The sequence below is a fragment of the Actinoplanes aureus genome (genome assembly GCF_015704865.1).
Lineage (GTDB): Bacteria > Actinomycetota > Actinomycetes > Mycobacteriales > Micromonosporaceae > Actinoplanes > Actinoplanes aureus.
Genome location: NZ_JADQTO010000031.1, coordinates 23,083 through 39,122 on the forward strand (window position 1 = coordinate 23,083; position 16,040 = coordinate 39,122).

The 16,040-nt window shown below is 69.5% G+C and carries 12 protein-coding genes; 5 read left to right on the forward strand and 7 right to left on the reverse strand.

The window, feature by feature from the left end:
* Nucleotides 1-125: 125 nt before the first annotated feature.
* The 3 genes from I4J89_RS40945 to I4J89_RS40955 all read right to left on the reverse strand — a co-directional run bounded on the left by I4J89_RS40945 (nucleotide 126) and on the right by I4J89_RS40955 (nucleotide 5,399).
* Nucleotides 126-2,783: a hypothetical protein gene (locus tag I4J89_RS40945; protein ID WP_196419605.1), complete on the reverse strand. Its 2,658-nt coding sequence runs from the start codon at nucleotides 2,781-2,783 to the stop codon at nucleotides 126-128.
* Nucleotides 2,780-4,075 carry an SWIM zinc finger family protein gene (locus tag I4J89_RS40950; protein WP_196419606.1) on the reverse strand — a complete coding sequence of 432 codons (1,296 nt, stop codon included), beginning with the start codon at nucleotides 4,073-4,075 and terminating at the stop codon, nucleotides 2,780-2,782. Before I4J89_RS40950 ends, I4J89_RS40945 begins: the two co-directional genes overlap by 4 nt.
* A gap of 94 nt (nucleotides 4,076-4,169) precedes the next feature.
* Nucleotides 4,170-5,399, reverse strand: a complete 1,230-nt coding sequence (locus I4J89_RS40955; protein WP_196419607.1) for an MFS transporter — start codon at nucleotides 5,397-5,399, stop codon at nucleotides 4,170-4,172.
* 119 nt (nucleotides 5,400-5,518) lie between these two features.
* On the opposite strand from I4J89_RS40955, the gene I4J89_RS40960 reads away from it, so the two are divergent.
* Nucleotides 5,519-6,472 (forward strand): winged helix-turn-helix domain-containing protein, encoded by a 954-nt coding sequence (locus tag I4J89_RS40960; RefSeq protein ID WP_196419608.1) that lies wholly within the window; start codon nucleotides 5,519-5,521, stop codon nucleotides 6,470-6,472.
* Here I4J89_RS40960 and I4J89_RS40965 read toward each other — a convergent pair.
* Nucleotides 6,430-7,107 carry a TetR/AcrR family transcriptional regulator gene (locus tag I4J89_RS40965; protein ID WP_309238699.1) on the reverse strand — a complete coding sequence of 226 codons (678 nt, stop codon included), beginning with the start codon at nucleotides 7,105-7,107 and terminating at the stop codon, nucleotides 6,430-6,432. The genes I4J89_RS40960 and I4J89_RS40965 overlap by 43 nt on opposite strands.
* Before the next feature lie 94 nt (nucleotides 7,108-7,201).
* On the opposite strand from I4J89_RS40965, the gene I4J89_RS40970 reads away from it, so the two are divergent.
* Both I4J89_RS40970 and I4J89_RS40975 read left to right on the forward strand, forming a co-directional pair.
* A complete protein-coding gene (locus I4J89_RS40970) occupies nucleotides 7,202-7,573 on the forward strand; it encodes a DUF1761 family protein (RefSeq protein WP_196419609.1) in 372 nt (123 codons plus the stop codon).
* A 39-nt stretch (nucleotides 7,574-7,612) separates the two neighbouring features.
* Nucleotides 7,613-7,894, forward strand: a complete 282-nt coding sequence (locus tag I4J89_RS40975) for a DUF1905 domain-containing protein (RefSeq protein WP_196419610.1) — start codon at nucleotides 7,613-7,615, stop codon at nucleotides 7,892-7,894.
* A 234-nt stretch (nucleotides 7,895-8,128) separates the two neighbouring features.
* Here the strand turns inward: I4J89_RS40975 and I4J89_RS40980 are convergent, their stop codons facing one another.
* Complete coding sequence (locus I4J89_RS40980) at nucleotides 8,129-12,118, reverse strand: hypothetical protein (protein WP_196419611.1); 3,990 nt, start codon at nucleotides 12,116-12,118, stop codon at nucleotides 8,129-8,131.
* A 650-nt stretch (nucleotides 12,119-12,768) separates the two neighbouring features.
* Here I4J89_RS40980 and I4J89_RS40985 point away from each other — a divergent pair.
* Nucleotides 12,769-13,212: a hypothetical protein gene (locus I4J89_RS40985; RefSeq protein ID WP_196419612.1), complete on the forward strand. Its 444-nt coding sequence runs from the start codon at nucleotides 12,769-12,771 to the stop codon at nucleotides 13,210-13,212.
* Nucleotides 13,209-13,511, forward strand: a complete 303-nt coding sequence (locus tag I4J89_RS40990; RefSeq protein WP_196419613.1) for a hypothetical protein — start codon at nucleotides 13,209-13,211, stop codon at nucleotides 13,509-13,511. The genes I4J89_RS40985 and I4J89_RS40990 overlap by 4 nt, the downstream gene beginning before the upstream one ends.
* 24 nt (nucleotides 13,512-13,535) lie before the next feature.
* On the opposite strand, the gene I4J89_RS40995 is transcribed toward I4J89_RS40990, so the two are convergent.
* Both I4J89_RS40995 and I4J89_RS41000 read right to left on the reverse strand, forming a co-directional pair.
* Nucleotides 13,536-14,534: an endonuclease/exonuclease/phosphatase family protein gene (locus I4J89_RS40995; RefSeq protein ID WP_196419614.1), complete on the reverse strand. Its 999-nt coding sequence runs from the start codon at nucleotides 14,532-14,534 to the stop codon at nucleotides 13,536-13,538.
* A gap of 21 nt (nucleotides 14,535-14,555) precedes the next feature.
* Nucleotides 14,556-15,758 (reverse strand): calcium-binding protein, encoded by a 1,203-nt coding sequence (locus I4J89_RS41000; protein WP_196419615.1) that lies wholly within the window; start codon nucleotides 15,756-15,758, stop codon nucleotides 14,556-14,558.
* Nucleotides 15,759-16,040 lie beyond the last annotated feature (282 nt).

Here is a 16,040-nt window from a genome sequence, read left to right on the forward strand (position 1 = left end):
TGGCCTTCCGATGCTCGATGGCCTTGGGTGTCCAGACGCGTGCCTTCGGCCGCGTGCCGGATTCGAGTTCGATGCCAAGGGCCCGGTGGTCATTACGTTGAGCGGATGTTGCGCCTGAGCTGCTGTCATTTCGGCGCCGCGAGGGTGCGGGCGAGCCGGCCGGCCTCAGTGACCATGCGGGTACGACCGCCGCGAGCGGCGACTTTCTCGACTTCGGGAATGGCCTCGCGTGCTCCGACCGCTGAGGCGGCGGCGGTGGCGAGTGCCAGCAGGTCAGGTCCGCCCGCGCTCGCCGTAAGCGCGGCGGGCACGAGGGCGCGGGCCGCGGCCCATACCTCGGCCGCGGCACCTGCGCGCAGAGCACCGGTCAAGGCCTCGGCGACTCGGCGCAGCACGAGCACGCCGGCGTCATGCAGGGCGGCGAGCTCGTGGCCCACCAGCGTTCCGAGGTCGGCGCCGTCGAGGTCGTCGCGTGCGGCGGTGAGCACGAACGCGTCGGTGGCGGCGAGCCGTTCGGCGGGTCGACCGGCGGTGAGGCCGTAAGCGAGGCAGAGTGCGAACGCCGGGCCGAGCGGGCCGGATGCGCGGGCCAGGGCGGGCAGGAGGTCGCCGCCGCCGCGGACGTTGCCGTCGGCGGCCGGGGCGAGCAGCGGCTGCACGTATGCGGCGACCAGCTCGCGATGGCTGGGGAAGGCCAACGGCCAGGACGCCAGGCTCAGCGTGTAGTGGTGGTATCCGTACGCCTGGGCGTAGGCGTGTTCCGGCGGGCGGCTGAGCAGCTCGGGCGCGAGCGGGAGATCCGGGTGCGCCAGTGGCGGGAACGTGACGGTGCGCCGGTGCGAGGCCGTGGAGTTGCACGAGCAGGGCATGTACCCACCGTCGGGCTGATAGCCGTGCCGGCATTTCTTCTGCTGTACGCCCACCACGCTGACGTCTGGGTCGGCGAGCATCCCCCCGGTGATCCAGCGTGCGAACGCGCGTCCGGTGGGAGAGTTGAGGCGGGCGGCGGCCGCGGCGATCTCGGGGCTGATCGTGCGGGGCAGGCGCAGCAGCGCCTGAGTGAGATCGTGCGGGCCGGGCTGGGTGCCGGCGGCCTCGGCCTTGGCGAGAAGCTCGAGTACGCGCGCCGGGTCGACGTGCCCGTCGACGGTCGCCGGCGTGGCGAGCAGCGCGGCGGGGGGTTCCCCTGCAAGCTGTCCGGCCAGCTCGATGCAGCGTTGAGCGGTGAGAAGCGACGGGCGGGCCGGGTTGCGCTCGTACTCGTTGGGCGCGTATTTCTGTCGGCGCCCGGTGACCGCCGACTGCATCATCAGCACGAATGAGTCAGTCCAGTACTCCGGGATCAGCGGTGTCAGAGTCGCCGCCACGGCGGACCGGTCGGCTCGGACGAGCACCGGCAGGGCGGCGACGAACCGTTCGAACAGGATGGGATCGTCGCGGGTGCGCATCAAGGTCGCCGCGGCGGCGGTCAGCTCGGCGACCGACGCGATCGGCGGCGGCATGGGCGCCGGCGGTGGTACCGGGGCGGGCCGCGGTGCGCCCGTGTCCACGGCAGCGCCGGGAGTGCCCACCGGCGTACCGCCGAGCAGCGCGTCGGCCTGGCGTCGCAGGTCGCCGTCGAGAGCGTCGGCGGCGTCGCGCAGCATCGTGCGTCCCTCGTCGCCGAATGTCGGCAGGTGCCGGGCGGTCAGCTTGAGTGCCCGCTCGGCGAGGTCGATCGCGTCGTTGCTGAGCCCGGCGGTCAGCGCGGCGAACAGCTGGGGGTCGCCGGTGCGGGGCAGGGCCGCGTCGAGCCAGTCGAGCACCGCCCGGACCAGCTTCTTCTCGGGCCGGGGCAGCACCGCATAGGCGGCCTCCGCGATCGCGTCGGCGGGGAGCCCGTCGGTGTCGTCGACGGCCCGCAACGCGGTGAGCGCCAGGTCAGCGACGGCCACCTGGGGCGACGACAGCATGCCGAGGTATTCCTGGCGGTGCTCGGCGTACTCGGCTGTGGTGGGCGCCAGTGACCGGTGCAGCTGCACGACGACGCGGACGGCGCCGGGGCGATCGCCGGCGCGCAGCCGCAGCAGGACGTCGGCGAGCAGGTCGGCGCGCGGGTAGTCGCCGTCGGCGACGAGCCGGGCCAGCGCGGGCGGCCATTCCTCGCCCAGGTCGGCGGCCACCCGCGGGATGCGGAACACGTGCGGCAGCAGCACATCAGTGTGCGGGTGCGCCCGTAGACGTCCGGCGATCTGGCCCCTGCCGATCTCGCGGATCCAGCCTCGCACGACCGCCTCGGTCGTGGGCGGGGTCAGCCCGGCCGCGGTCAGCAACCCGCTGACCAGCGGCCACTGCCGATCGGCCTGCGCCGGCCGCAACCGGTCCGCGAGTTGCTGAGCGACGCTCGGCAGCGCCGGGCGACCCTGCTCCGACAGCACCAGTACCAGCGCGTCCACCGCCGCGGGCGACGGCGTCTCCCAGAACCGGTCGGAGCGCAGCCAGGCCACGACGTCGGCGGCGCGCGGCAGGCACGCCGCGCCCGCCACCCGCAACGCGCCCTCCCGATCTCGCACCAGCGTCTCGTACCGCCGCCGACCCCGCTCGTGCTGCCTGTAGGCCTCCATCGGGTCGATGGAGTGGGACTCGTAGCTGGGAAAGGCAGGCCGCGTCGGCTGGTACGCCTTCAACTGGGGCGCGAGCGCGCGCCGCTCGGACTCGGTCGCAGCCACCAACGCGTCGGTCACCTGATCGAGGCGGCCGGCCTCGATCCACGAGACCAGTTGCTCGAAGGTGGGCGCGCTCATGCCGGGCCGCCCGCAGCGAGCAGGGACACGGCGAGGATGTGCTTGCACGGCCCGCGCCGGCCGTAACGTTCGGTCCACCACGGGCAGGTGCAGCCCCATGTGTCGTCGGCAGCGCGGTGAACGAGCCGGGTGCCGACCTGGTAGCCGCCCGCAGCCGAGCGAACCTCGCCGGCGGCAACGAGTGCGCGGGCCGCCACATGCCGGGGTTGGAGGGCGGTCAGCAGGTCCGGCCGGTAGGGCAGTTCACGGTGGAACCAGGCGGCCTCGGACCAGTCGTAACCCACCTTGCCGGAGGTGGCCAGCGCTGCGAGCGCCCCACGGACCTGCTCACGTGACAACCCCGCGGCCGCCGCCAGCTCGGCAGGGTCGACCGTGCCACCCCAGCCGAGCTGGTCGGCGAGCGCGTCAGCCTCTTCGAGGTACGGCAGCAGGCCACCCTCACCGGACAGGCCACGGAACACCCCCGGCGACAGCAGCACGGAGAACCGGACCGCGCCCAGGTCGAACTCCCAGCCGCTCGCGACCGGCCCGCTGCCCGCAGCCACCGGAGGCCCGTAGAGCCGCAAGGTGCGGGTGAACGGCAGCAACGGCCGGAAGAGGCTGAGCCGGTGCGCACCCGCCAAGCACACCGCACCAGGCGCCGCGGCGGTGGTAGCACGCACCGAGCGCCCGGCCGGCACTAGCCAGCGATCATCGCCACGGTTGGCGGGCAGCCGGTGCAGCAGCGCCGCCGCCTGCCCGCCGGGAACCTCCGCGCGCAGGTCGAACCCGGCAGCGAGGAAGCCGGCCTCGGCCAGGCCGCGCAGCCAGCGCTCGGGCAGCGGAACGCGCTTCTCGACGACGTGCGTGTCCAAAGTGGTGACGGCTAGTTCGTCCGGCCCGACCGTCAACCGCAGCGGATCGCCGCCGCCGACCCGGGTCAGGGCGGTATAGAGCGGCGGGTTGATGTCGACGTTGGTCGTGCCCCGCGCGTGGACCTCGCCATCCAGCGCGGCCGGCAGCACATCCAGGCGGGCGTAGACGCCGCAGCAGCCCGACAGCGCCTCGAACCGCAGCCGCTCGCCGCCACAGGTCACCACCGGATCGCGTAGCCCGCGCGTACCGATCTGCTCCTGCCGGAAGTCGGCGGCGGCGACGTCGGCCAGCGTGGCCAGACACATCGCGGCTGGCCGTGCGGCAGTGAGGAAGCCCGTGAAGTAGGAGGCCGGCCGCCCGGTCGTCTCAAGTGTCAGCCCGTCGTCGGCCAGCGCCGAGGGCCGCCGATAGACGACCTCCTGGATCCCCGTGGTCATGGGCCGTAGGCTACCGGCGACCACCGACACGATTCCGGTGAAAGGCGGCTCAGCCCTGCCTATCGAGCGGCCGATGCCGCCGCAGTGAGCCGATCTACGGCCGGATGTCCTGCGCTGTCTCGGCTCTTGGGTCGCCCTGATCGGCCTGGCCGGCGATCGCGGTCCGCTCGGCCGCGACCGGCACCAGCATCGCCGCAAGGAGGGGAAACACCGCTACCGCGGCGAAGCTTGGTGCGAAGCTCACGGCTCCGATCGCCAGGGCCAGCATCGGCGGGGTGGCTGCCGTCAGCACGTTCTGGCCGGTGGTCTGGATGCCCAGGGCGCGGCCGGCCCACGCGGATCCGGCGTATTCGGCAACGGCGGTGAAGGACAGGCCGTTGCTGCTCACCGCCACCACTGCGAGGAACAGCAGGACGGGTACGGCCAGGCTCGAGCTGGCCGCCGCCGCGGCGGCCAGCGCGAGCATTCCGACACCGGTGGTGACCGCGATGATTCGCATGGGCTTGAGCCGGCTGTTGATGCGATCTGACCAGTAGCCCGCCCCGAGGCGGCTGAGAGCGCCGCACACTTGCGCGCCGGCCAGCAGGTGCCCGGCGGCGAGCGGAGCCCAGCCACGCTCGTCGGTGAGAAACACGAGCGCGAACGTGGTGATCGTGAACTGCGGGATCACGAGAAGTGCGCTCGCAGCATGAATGCGCCACAGGCCGGAACTGCGATACGGCGACGCCGCGGCCGACTTCTGAACGGGGCCGGCGGGAGGCGGTTCGAGGTCTGGATCGCGTACGAACACGAGGGCCGCGGTCGCTGCCGCCAGGAACAGCGTGGCAAGAAACAACAGCGGCGTACGGGTGCCGCCGGCCGCGAGAGCGGGCAGCGTGGCCGCGGCCAGGGCTAGGCCCATCGGCCCCGCACTCTGTCTGAGGCCCATCGCCAGGGCACGCTCGTGCCGGGCGAACCAGCCAAGGATGAGCCGACCGCTTGCCAGAACCGAGCCGCCGGCCGCGCCGGCCACCACGAAGCACACAGCAAGGCTCGTCGGGCCATGCGCCCACTGGGCGGCAACGAGGACCAGGCCGGCGAGCCCGAGGCCGGTGGACAACACGACACGCTCGCCCCACCGGTCAGCCGCGGCGCCCCAGGCGATGAGCGTGCACATCACACCGACGGTGGGGCAGGCGACCAGGAAACCGATCCGTTCCAGGGACAGGCCCTGATCCAGGAATGCCGGGATCAAGTAGGCGAGTCCGTACTGGAATGTGCTGCCGGCGATCATCGCCAGCATGCCGACGACGAGAATCAGCCAACGCGTGCGCTCACTTCGCATCGGCGGCCAGGTTCCTGAGGCGGTCTGGATAAGTTGGCACGGGCAGGAGTCTGGTGCCGGTCCACGTTTCGGCCCAGCTTTTCGTCTCTACACGAAACATCACACCGCAAGGGGTACGTGTGGGAGTTTGGCTGGTCGGCGCCGACGTGCTGGCGTCAAGTCGGTTCGCTGTCTCCCCGCTGATCGAGACCGTTGCGGCGATGAAGGCGTTCGCGGGCAAGGGCTTGCATCCGGTACAGCGGCCCTGGCTCGACGCGCATGCGCCCGCGTACCGGAAACGACTCCGCGACGACCCGTTCGCCGCCGCGCTGACCACCGCCACACTGCGCCCGCGCTGGGTGGCCGACTTTCTCGTCACGCCACCGGACGACGCGGACGGCTCCTTCGCGGGCGACCTGGCCCGGCTGCACGCCACCGCGCCGGACGAGGCCCGAGCCCAGCTGCACGCCGAGGGCGTACCGGTTCCAGACATACTCGATGGGCCGCACCTGATCGACCGCACGGCCGACTTCCTCACGTGGGTGTGGGAGCTGGCGCTGTGCCAGGACTGGCCGCACCGGCGACGGCTGCTGGAGGCGGATGTCGTCGCTCGCTCCCACCAGCTCGCCAGCGGCGGCTGGGCGGCCGCGCTCCTTGGTATGCGGCCGGACATGCGCTGGGCCGGTGAGGGAAGACTGCAGGTCAACGCGTACGACCATGCGCCGGTCGACTTGACCGACGCACGGCTCACCTTCATCCCGACGATGTCCCGCGATGGCTGGCTCTGTTTGGACACGCCGCACCGGTACGTCGTGGTCTACCCGTGCGCGGGCTTCCTCGCCGATCCGGCCGCAACGGTCGCACCGTCGGCACTGAGCCGGCTACTCGGGCCGGTGCGCGCGGTCGTGCTGATGCAGCTGCACACATCGAAGACGCCGAGCCAACTGTGCGCAGTCACCGGGTACGGCCTAGGTACGGTCGGCGGACACCTGAAAGTCCTGCGCGACGCGGGGTTGGTCCAGCGCCGGCGTACCGGCCGTATGGTCCTCTACTACCGCACTCCACGGGGCGATGACCTTGCCAGCATGGAGTGACCTCGGGGGCCGTAGCGGGCGAGGAAGGTGGCGGTGGCGGCGTCGGCGGTGGCGGTCAGGTCGTGCGGTGGTGTGGCGTCGCCGCGCAAGGTGTAATCGTTCAGCGCCGCGCCGAGCAACAGCCAGGTGAACTGCTGCGCCGCAACGGCCGGGTCGTCCACGCGGAGACTGCCACGGTCGGCCAGCTCGGCGAGGGCGGCGGCGAGGGCGGCGATGTTGCGGTCCCAGCTCTCGGCGACGTAGCGGGCGGTCACCTCGGGATGCCGGTCCGCCTCGGCTGCGACCAGCCGCCGCATGCGCAGCACACCCGGGCTCAGCACCGCCGCCTGCAGTGTGCGCCCGAAGCGGCCGAGCGCGGCCGGCAGGTCCTCCGCGGCGAGTAGCGCGTCGAGGTGCGGCCGCATCGCGTCCCGTCCTCGGCTCGCCCAGTCGACGACCACCGCGGCGTAGAGCGCGTCCTTGGACGGGTGCTGTGCATAGAGCGACGCCTTGGAGATGCGGGCCGCGGCGGCGACGGTATCCATGGTCGTGGCCGCGAATCCGTGCTCGAGGAACAACTCGCGGGCGACGCCCAGCAGTTCAGCGCCGCGGCTGCCGCTGGGACGTCCACGTCGGCGTGCGGGTGACTCGGGGATGGCCGACCTCCAGTTTGAGTACTTGACAGTACTTTAAACGCGCTCCTATGCTGGTCGCAATAGAACTGATGGGTACTAAAAGGAGAACCAGGCCATGGATGTCGTGGGAATCCTGATCGCGACGGTGGTCGCCTTCATCATCAGCTTCGTGTTCTACGCGGTCGCACCAGCAGCGCCGGCCACAGTGGAAACCCCGCCCGTGCGCCCTCGGGTGTGGCAGCTCCTCGTCGAGGTGCTCCGGAGTGCGGTCACCGCCACGCTGGTCACCGGCCTGCTGTTCGCCGGCGCCTGGTCAGGCCCGGCCGCCGGCGCGTTGCTGGGCCTGGCACTCTGGGTCCTGCCGGTCGTTCTGCTGACGGGCTCGGTCGTCTGGGAGAACGTCCCGGTTCGGACCGCGGCCCTGCATGTCACCGACTGGTTGATCAAGTTGCTCGCCATCGGCGCCATCGTCGGTGCCTTCGCCTGACCCTCCTCCCGATGTCGGACCGACCCGAAAGGATCCGCCATGGCTGCCGGACCACTCGACATCACCTTTACCGCGACCCTCGGCAAGATCAGCGAGGGGGACACCTGGACCTGCGTCAAGCTGCCGGGCTCGGCCGAGATCTTCGGCACCCGGGGTCTCGTCAAGGTCGCCGGCACTGTGGACGGCGTGCCGTTCGAGGGTGCCTTCATGGCGCTCGGCGACGGCACGCACAAGTTGCCGGTCAACGGCGCGGTGCGCAAGGCGATCGGCAAGACCGACGGCGATGAGGTGGTCGTGCACCTGACGCGACGTCGGAACTAGCGACGCCCTTCGGCCGCTACTTGGTGTGAAGGTGAAGTACTTCCAGGCGCCATATGTCGTGTAGGCGGCGCTGTCACCGGACGTGCCGGTGAGGTACGTGGCCCGCGCGAAGCTGAAACGCATGGTCAGCCGACCGATTCTGACCGAGGATCAGCCCGGAATCAGCCCTAATCTCCATTACCGCCCTATGGATACCTACCCTGCTGTGACGCGCTTCCGCGCGGCGGCCCGGGCTCAGCGGTCTCGCGGAGCCCGGGCGTTAAGGGGCGTCCGTGGCGTCCTGCCATCCGTCTGGCGGGGAAGCGTGGGTTTCCGCAACGACGATCTCTGCCGGAGAAGGAGCTCCCGAATGGCCTCGGGGACGTCCGGAAGTGACGACAGCTCGTGCAGCAAAGTCAGGAGGGCGCTGTGGGCCGCGGCGTTGAATGCGGCCCGCTCCGAGCTGAGCGTCGCATCGGAGTCCGCGGGCGGTGAGTGCAGCTTCCGTCCGATCACCACGAATCGCAGCGAGACCCGGCGGCCGGACTCGTCCTCCACGAAAGCGTCGGGCACGACGCCGCCCTCCGCTTTCCATCGCGCGATGATGTGGTCTCCGGTGGGTGCGTCCGAGGTGATCGGCAGCCCGTAGAAGGCGAGTGTCGAGACGTAGTAGCTGAACTCCCGGAAGTAGGCGCGCTGGCGTCGCCATTCCGCGAGCTTGAGCTGATCGTTAGACAACTTGATCGTCTTTCTCCTCGCGAGCCGGGACCGGTAGTCGGCCTGCTCGGGATCATGCTTGACCAGCTCCTCCAGCATGGCGATCGACGCGTCCACGCCGAGCTCCTGTTCCCACACCGGGAGGGCGTCGACGAGCACACGGGCGGCCAGCGATCGCTGCTCCGGTCCGAGGTCCAGATCGTCCGCGATTCTCAGCATCTGCGTCGCCAGCAGCGGGTACGCGCTGTCGGAGCCGTCGCCGTGCGGAAGCGCCCGCATCGCCTCGGTGGACAGCAGCTCCGCGTGCGGCGAGTCCGCGTCCAGCAGGAGGTAGAGCAGGTAGGCGTACTCGGGCACGTCGGGTTGTGCGCGCCACCGGTCTATCAGTGAGGGTACGTCCACGCTCCGGTCCGACCGTATCGCGGCCTTGAGCTGGTAGATCTCCACCCGTCGCCGGATGTCCTGCGCCGCGTCCGCGTCGTCGATGCGGCGCGCCCGTTCCTCGACGTGACGTAGAACGCTCCTCGCCTGCTCGGTGTCCGCCACCGCGTCGGTCGCGTTCAGGAGACCGCGGGCCAGCTGACCGAATACGGCGTCGTCCGCCCGGTCGAGGAGGTCAGGCAGCGCTCCGGCCGATCCGTCCTCGCCGGACGCCTCGAGGAGGTATTCGATAGGCAGCGACAGGTCGACGCTGTAGGCGTGGGCGGCGGCGACCGCAAGGAGGCACAGATCCGCGGTCAGTACCGAGCCCAGATCCTCGTTGGCGCAACATTCCGCCGCCCGGACGATGTGCCGAGCCGCGACCTCGTCACTGGCCTCGCTCGACGCGGACGCGACGAGGCAGGCGGTCACGCCGGCGCATCCGCGCTGCACCGCGCCGGACGCGAAGGCCTCGGACGCGTCGCGTAGCTGGTTGACGGTCCCGTGGGTCGCCATGTGGATGAGGTGATATTCCATCCGGCGCATCTCTGCCAGCGAGCTCAGGGCCTCCATGCCGAACGCCCGCCAGGCGACCGGGACGATCTGCAGATAACGCTCGATGATGGGATGTGTCGCGGCCTCGTCCAAGACCTCTGGGCCGGTCCCGCCGGCTCCGAGGATGCCCAAGCAGCGGCCGGTCAGATCGATCAGCGCCGCATCGGTGGCGAAGCCGGCCATCAGATTGGTGGCTGCGGCCGCGACCACCAGCGCTTGCTTGGCAGCACACTCCCGGAGGAATTCGTTGCTCGCCCTCGTCTCGGCGAGGGTGCTCTCCGCCTCGTCCACGATTCCGCTGAGCATCTCCCCGGCCGCCTGCCTGACCTCCCGGCCGCGCTCGGGATCGGCCAGCCCTGCCTCGATCTCCGGAAGCATCTCCAGCAGATCCTTCGCCCCCGCCAGACTCGTCCCGAACGCCGTGACGTCGCTGGCGTCTATCGCGGCCACCAGCGCGTCCTTGAAATCCGACGTGCTCACCAATTCTTGGAACTTCGCGAGCTGCGACTGGAGAGGGTCCGATCTGAGCCAGTGCACATGGCTGCACGCCAGCACCCAGGCCGCGTCTGCCATCGCCATCAGGCGGATGGCCTGGCCCGGACCACCGTCACCGGCTTCGTTCCCATAGTCGTCATACGCCACCTCACGAAGCCATCGAGTGGCGGTGATCCCGTGCTCCGCCACCCGCATCACGGGACCGACCCAGCTCTTGAGCGCCGTCGCCTTGGCGAGGTTGAGAAGCAGCCATGCGATGTACATGCGCTGCCAGCCGCTCAGCGCGCTACCACCCTGTTCGCTGATCGCCAGACTCGCCTCCGCGCGGCGCCTGTCGTCCGGCCCGAGTCCGGGGAGGGTCTCTACGTACAAACTGTTTATCTCGGAGATCGTGACGCTGTCGTTTGGTCGCTCCGGAGCCATCTCGACACATCGCCGGAGCACCGCGGGATCACCGGTCGCGGCCCAGGCGAACCAGCCGAGCTCCAGCGCCCGGCTCAGTTGCCCGCTCTCGTCGCCGGACCGGGGATCGAGCTGGTAGGCGACCCGGTCGAGGAGAGCAGGCACCTGCGTCATGAGGCAGGTCTCCATCGAGGCCGCCGCCATGCCGAGCGACGCGGACAGCAACTCCTGGTGGACCGATACGACGTCGTCCTCCGGGAGGTTGCGAAGCTTGCCGGGCGCGGCGCTCCGGACGATGTGCCCGGCGAGGCGATGCACCCAGAAGGGTTGGTTCGGATCACGACCGGCGAGCCATCGCCACCACAACAGGGCCCAGAACAACTGCACGAGCCCGGGCTCGGGAAGGGCCCAGCGGTGCCGTTCCCGCACGACGAGATCCGCCACCTCGAGATCCACCGCCACGGTGCCGTCGTCGGCGACATTGAGCAGGAGGCTCAGGTGCTCGACGAGCTCGGCGATCCTGATGTTGACGTCCTCCCACATCGGGCGGGTCGAGAAGATCGACTGGAACACGATGGCGTGCGTGCCCGCGGAATCCGACAACCTCTTCGCTAGGAAGTCACGGGAGAGCCGCAGACCACCATCGGGAATGGCGGCCACGGCGAGCAGATAGAACAGGTCGAGCGCGTCGTAGTCCCCGGGCACCGCGGGTTGTCGGTTTCGATAGCGGTCCACCTCGTCGAGGATGGCCTGGTCGGGAAGGGTGTCCGGCGCGCAGATCGCCCGGACCGTCGTATAGGAGGCACGCTCGGGATGCCCGAGGCGCAGGGCAAGCCGCTCCCGCTCCTGCGCCGTCAAGGGCAACAGATCGTAGACCTGCATCTTTCGTAGCGGAGATGAGGATCCCGTCCAGGAGGCGAGCGCGGAGGTCCGGAGTTCCGGCGAGTAGCTGCCCTCGAACACGATCCATACGTCGGCCGGGCCTGAGCCATCATGCGGTGTCGTTAGGTACTCGCGGATGACCCTCCGCGACACCGTGTCCAGCGTCTCGAAGCCGTCGACGACGATCAGGCGCGCCTTTCCGGGGGCCAGCCTCGATGCCGCGTCGTTGATGAAGGCTTTCCACCGCTCGGACGTCGACTCCTCGGCGTCGTGAAGGTCGGCTATCAGCTGCCGCCGCGCGGCTGTCACCGCGCCCGGCTTGATCCGCTCGCCGACGTACTTGATCGACACGCCGACGATTGCCGCCAGCCCCGCGGTGAGCAGAAACGCCGGATTGCCCAGGAAGTCCGTCACGGCCGGCGCGGACTGCTGACCGCTCCGCGGTGACAGCAACCGGGTCAGGATCGTCGAAGCGACTCCCAGTGCGACGGACACCGCCAGGATCGCGGCCATACCCCAGGGCGACGCGAAGCGAAATACCGTCGATAGACGGTGCCTGCGCGCCAGGCGCGTCAACGACGCGAACGTGAACAGGCCACTCTCGATGATTTCCGGCTGCTGACCCACCCCCGCTTCGCCGCGCAGACAGTAGGTGCGCGCGTTACGTCCCAGTTCCTCGCGGGCCACGGCCAGGGCGGTGTCGGCGGCCGACGTCATCCCGTCTCCAGGCCGGACCGAGATGATCAATCCGCCGATGCCGTGGATCGTGCCCATGCCCATCGACCGGCAGTGCCCGAAAACCGTCTTGTCGAGGCGCTCCTGATGGAGCTCCCGCGTGGAGACCCGCTCGACGAGGCGAAGATGACGAGGCGACGGTCCACCGCGCCGGTGGCCATCCGAGAACGACGGACGGTTGCGTCGACCGCGCCACATAGCGCACCTCGCTTAAGGTCCGTGCGGCAGGGCGGCCGCTGGGACTTCATCTGCAGGGTACGACTCGTAGCGGCGGATACAGTCGGCTCTGTGTCAGCCGTATAGACACATCGATGACCGACCGGCCGGATGGCGATGAGTTCTCCCCGACCTCGAGCGCTCCTCCTCCCTCTCGTGGTCGGCGGGTGGCTGGGCCCCAAGCCCGAGCCCGGTTGGTGACGGCCCGACAGCCTGTCGAAGGACGTCTATGGGAGTTGAATCGTGGATGGCATCGATGCTGCCGAGGATTGGCTCGACGCCTGGGTACAACAAACACACGCACAAGCGGCCCGCAGTGTGGAGCTGTCGCGGAGGGTCGCCGCGCTGACCGGCGCAGCGGAGGGCCGTGACGGCGCGATCCGAGTCACGGTCGGTTCCGCCGGCCAGATCCAGCGGCTTGAGCTCGACGACCGCGTACATGAACTGCCCGGGCGGCAGCGAGCGAGGTCACCATGGGGAGCCAGGCATACGGCCAGCTCTGCCAGTTCCTGCCGGCTTTGCTGAACCCGCTGTTCGGCCGTGCTGTGGGAGTCATGAACGAGGCCGTGGACGCGCTCGGAGAAACGTCGCTGCACCTGCGCAAGGCCGCGTCCGACATTACAGCTACCGATGCGGCCAGTGCGCGAGTGTTGGACGCGGCGGCGAGGCCGGGCCTCGATCTGCCAGAGGCCCACTTGCTCGATCTGTACGGCGACAACATCGTGACCCGTTTCGACTCCAACCCGCGTATGGCCGAGCATGGCAGCGGCTTGCCGACGGCGATCCGCATCCGGCCGACATCGACCTGTTGCGGCACGAGCGATTCGAGGCCGAGTACATGGCGGCAGCGCGGGACGGAATCGGTTATCAGCGGAGGTATTGACGTGCTCGTCGACTATGGGCGGCGCCGGCGATGACCGCCTCGATCGGCATCTGGGCGGAGGGCGACGTTACCGGTGAGCTGGTGCTCTATCGGTGGGAGGCCGATCAGCAGACCGGTTTCGTGACGTTCGAGACGGCGACCCAGAGGATGCGGCCTGCAGACCACAGCGGCCATGCGATCGGCGACCTTTTGTACGACCCGGCCGTGGGCGAGCCGTCGGGCACCGCGGCCAGCGTGAACCAGCGGCTGTTCAGTCAGGTGGTAGTCGCGATCATGCGCGCATACCGACGGGCCGGCACAGCTCCGACGACAGCCCACGCCTACTACTACTGAGAAGCGCCATAAGTCTGGACTTGATCAGCTGGCGGCCGGGACGGTCAGCGAAGCGACCACAGCACGATGATCAGAGCGACTCACCGCGAACACCTCAACATCGCGCACCCCGATCCGCTCATCCACCAGCACATGGTCGATCGTCACCGGCGGAATCAGATCCCCGTCGTACGGCCCCCAACTGGCGACCAACCCCTTCCCCACGGCATCCGCCGCATCGCGGTAGCCGGTGTCGATGAGGTCCCGCAGCTTCCGGTGGTCCAGCGTCGCGTTGAAGTCGCCGAGCAGGATGCGCGGTGTGCTGTCCGGGTCGGCGGGCAGCTGCTCGCGCAGGTCCGCACTCCAGCCGTTGAGCACCGTCGGGTGCGCAGGAGCCAACGGGTGCACCGACTCCACGAACACCGGGGCGGCGTCGGGTGCCTGGATCGTCGCGTACGTCTGCATGAAGCCGCCGTCGTTGCGGCGCGACCCTGGGGTGGTCAGCGGATAGCGGGAGTAGAGGCCCGACCCGCTCGCGCCGTCCTCCGCCGCGAGTTGCTGGTGCGGCAGCAGCTCCGCGATGCCGGCGGCCCGCAGGGCTGCCTCGCCGCCCGGAGTGAATTCCTGCACGGCCAGCACGGCGATGTCGTTGTCCCGGATCGTCCGGATGAGCCCGGCCGGTTCCGCCGTGCCGAACCACAGGTTGGCGGTCATCACCCGCAACTCGACGCCCTCGGACGGACCCTTGTCGAAGTCCGGCAGGGCACGCGGCAGGACGCACGCGGCCAGGCCGACGGCGACCAGGCCGGCCGCCGCGGCGGCCGCCCACCGCTTGGTGGCCAGGGCGATCAGCAACGGGATCAAGGAGCAGGCGGCGACGTACGGGGTGAACGCGATCACCATGACGAGCACACCGCGTTCGAGCCCGAAAGCCCGTCCCAGCAGCCAGACGAGTCCCGGCGTTAGAAATAGCCAGACCAGGACGTTCAGGACGACGCGCCGCTTGGGTGTGCGGGTACGGAGCGGCGCGTCGGTGATCGTCATGGCAGCAAAGCTAGCGGGTGTTTACCAGGGCCTCTGCTCTTCACAGGAGATCAGGGTGTCCGCGGGCTTCGCCACGCACAGGTCGGTGTTCGTGCCGCCGTCGAGGAGGCTGACGCCGTTCCAGGTTTCCAGGGTGTCGTTGCCGGCCTCGCCGTAGATCTTGTTGTTGCCGTCCCAGCCGTGGAGCAGGTCGTTGCCGCCGCCGCCGAGGATGACGTCGGCGCCGTCGAGGCCGTCGATGCTGTTGGCGGACGCGTTGCCGGTCAGGCGGTCGTTGCCGATTCCGCCGATGACGTCCTCGACGTCGGCGCCGACGGTGTCGCGTTCGCCGGACACCCCGTCGTCGCCGGACGCGCCGTCCAGGTCGACGGCGATCGCCTTCTTGTAGCTCCCGTAGTTCACGCTGTCGCGTCCGGAGCCGCCGAGCAGCACGTCCGCCGCGGCTTTGCTGTCGTTCGGGTCGCCGAGGAGCTGGTCGTTGCCGGGCCCACCCTCGATGCGGTCCGATCCGGTCGAGCCGAACAGGTCATCGTCGCCGGTGCCGCCGTACGCCTTGTCGGCGCCGCCACCGCCGATGACGCTGTCGTTGCCGTTACCGCCGTAGATGACGTCGTTGCCGGAATGGTCGGGGACGTTGATGTTGCCCGTGCCGTCCGGGCCGGGAAGGCAGTCGCTGTCGCCGTTGATCCAGTCGTTGCCGTCGCCGCCGGACAGGTAGTCCGCGCCGTAGTGGCCCCAGAGGTCGTCGTTGCCGCCCCGGCCGTAGATCTTGTCATTGCCGGTACGAAGCGTGTCGCAGTAGTGATCGCCGTCGAGCATGTCCGCACCGGAACCGCCGACGAGCTTGTCGCTGCCCTCGCCGCCGTAGGCTTCCATCCTCAGGTTGCTGTTGTTGACCACCGAGTCGTTGCGGTCGTACACGTTGACGACGACCTTCTTCGGCGTGTTCCTCGTCTTGCAGCGAACCTTCGTCTTGTCGCCCTTGACCTGTTTGCAGCCCTTGCCGGGCTGGACGGCCACCCGGTCGTCGATGGTCACGGTACGGCCGGAGCGGGTGACGACGACCTTGTTCTTGACGCGGTAGTCAGCCTTGAACGTGACCGTACTGGCGCCGGCGGTCGCGTATCCGTAGCTGGCGGCGGCCGCGGGGGTGGCGACCGCGCCCACGGCGAGGACGGCGGAAAGCGTGAGGCCGACCTGGAGCGGCCAGAGCTTGCGTGGCATCGAGAACGACTCTCCCGGCGGGACGAGGTGGAGATCGGGCCTCCAAGATCACAGAACGGTACCGTTTCGACCCCGCCCGCGCAAGAAATAGATATACCTCCATTTCCGCACCGTACAAAACCGAACAATGAAGGTCTGATCTTACGAAGACCAATGCTTTTCCGTTACCTTCCCGAGAATCGATCGTCATCCGGCGTACTTACGCTCCGGCCGATCTACTTTCTTCGGAGGACCTACCTCGATGCGTCCATACATACGCAGCGTGGGTTCGGCCGAGTGGTC

What these genes read in the sequence shown, in the direction of transcription:
- I4J89_RS40945 (WP_196419605.1), bottom strand. Translation starts at nt 2,783, where the DNA reads ATGAGCGCGCCCACCTTCGAGCAACTGGTCTCGTGGATCGAGGCCGGC.
- I4J89_RS40950 (WP_196419606.1), bottom strand. Translation starts at nt 4,075, where the DNA reads ATGACCACGGGGATCCAGGAGGTCGTCTATCGGCGGCCCTCGGCGCTG.
- I4J89_RS40955 (WP_196419607.1), bottom strand. Translation starts at nt 5,399, where the DNA reads ATGCGAAGTGAGCGCACGCGTTGGCTGATTCTCGTCGTCGGCATGCTG.
- I4J89_RS40970 (WP_196419609.1), top strand. Translation starts at nt 7,202, where the DNA reads ATGGATGTCGTGGGAATCCTGATCGCGACGGTGGTCGCCTTCATCATC.
- I4J89_RS40975 (WP_196419610.1), top strand. Translation starts at nt 7,613, where the DNA reads ATGGCTGCCGGACCACTCGACATCACCTTTACCGCGACCCTCGGCAAG.
- I4J89_RS40980 (WP_196419611.1), bottom strand. Translation starts at nt 12,118, where the DNA reads ATGGGCACGATCCACGGCATCGGCGGATTGATCATCTCGGTCCGGCCT.
- I4J89_RS40985 (WP_196419612.1), top strand. Translation starts at nt 12,769, where the DNA reads ATGGGGAGCCAGGCATACGGCCAGCTCTGCCAGTTCCTGCCGGCTTTG.
- I4J89_RS40990 (WP_196419613.1), top strand. Translation starts at nt 13,209, where the DNA reads ATGACCGCCTCGATCGGCATCTGGGCGGAGGGCGACGTTACCGGTGAG.
- I4J89_RS40995 (WP_196419614.1), bottom strand. Translation starts at nt 14,534, where the DNA reads ATGACGATCACCGACGCGCCGCTCCGTACCCGCACACCCAAGCGGCGC.
- I4J89_RS41000 (WP_196419615.1), bottom strand. Translation starts at nt 15,758, where the DNA reads ATGCCACGCAAGCTCTGGCCGCTCCAGGTCGGCCTCACGCTTTCCGCC.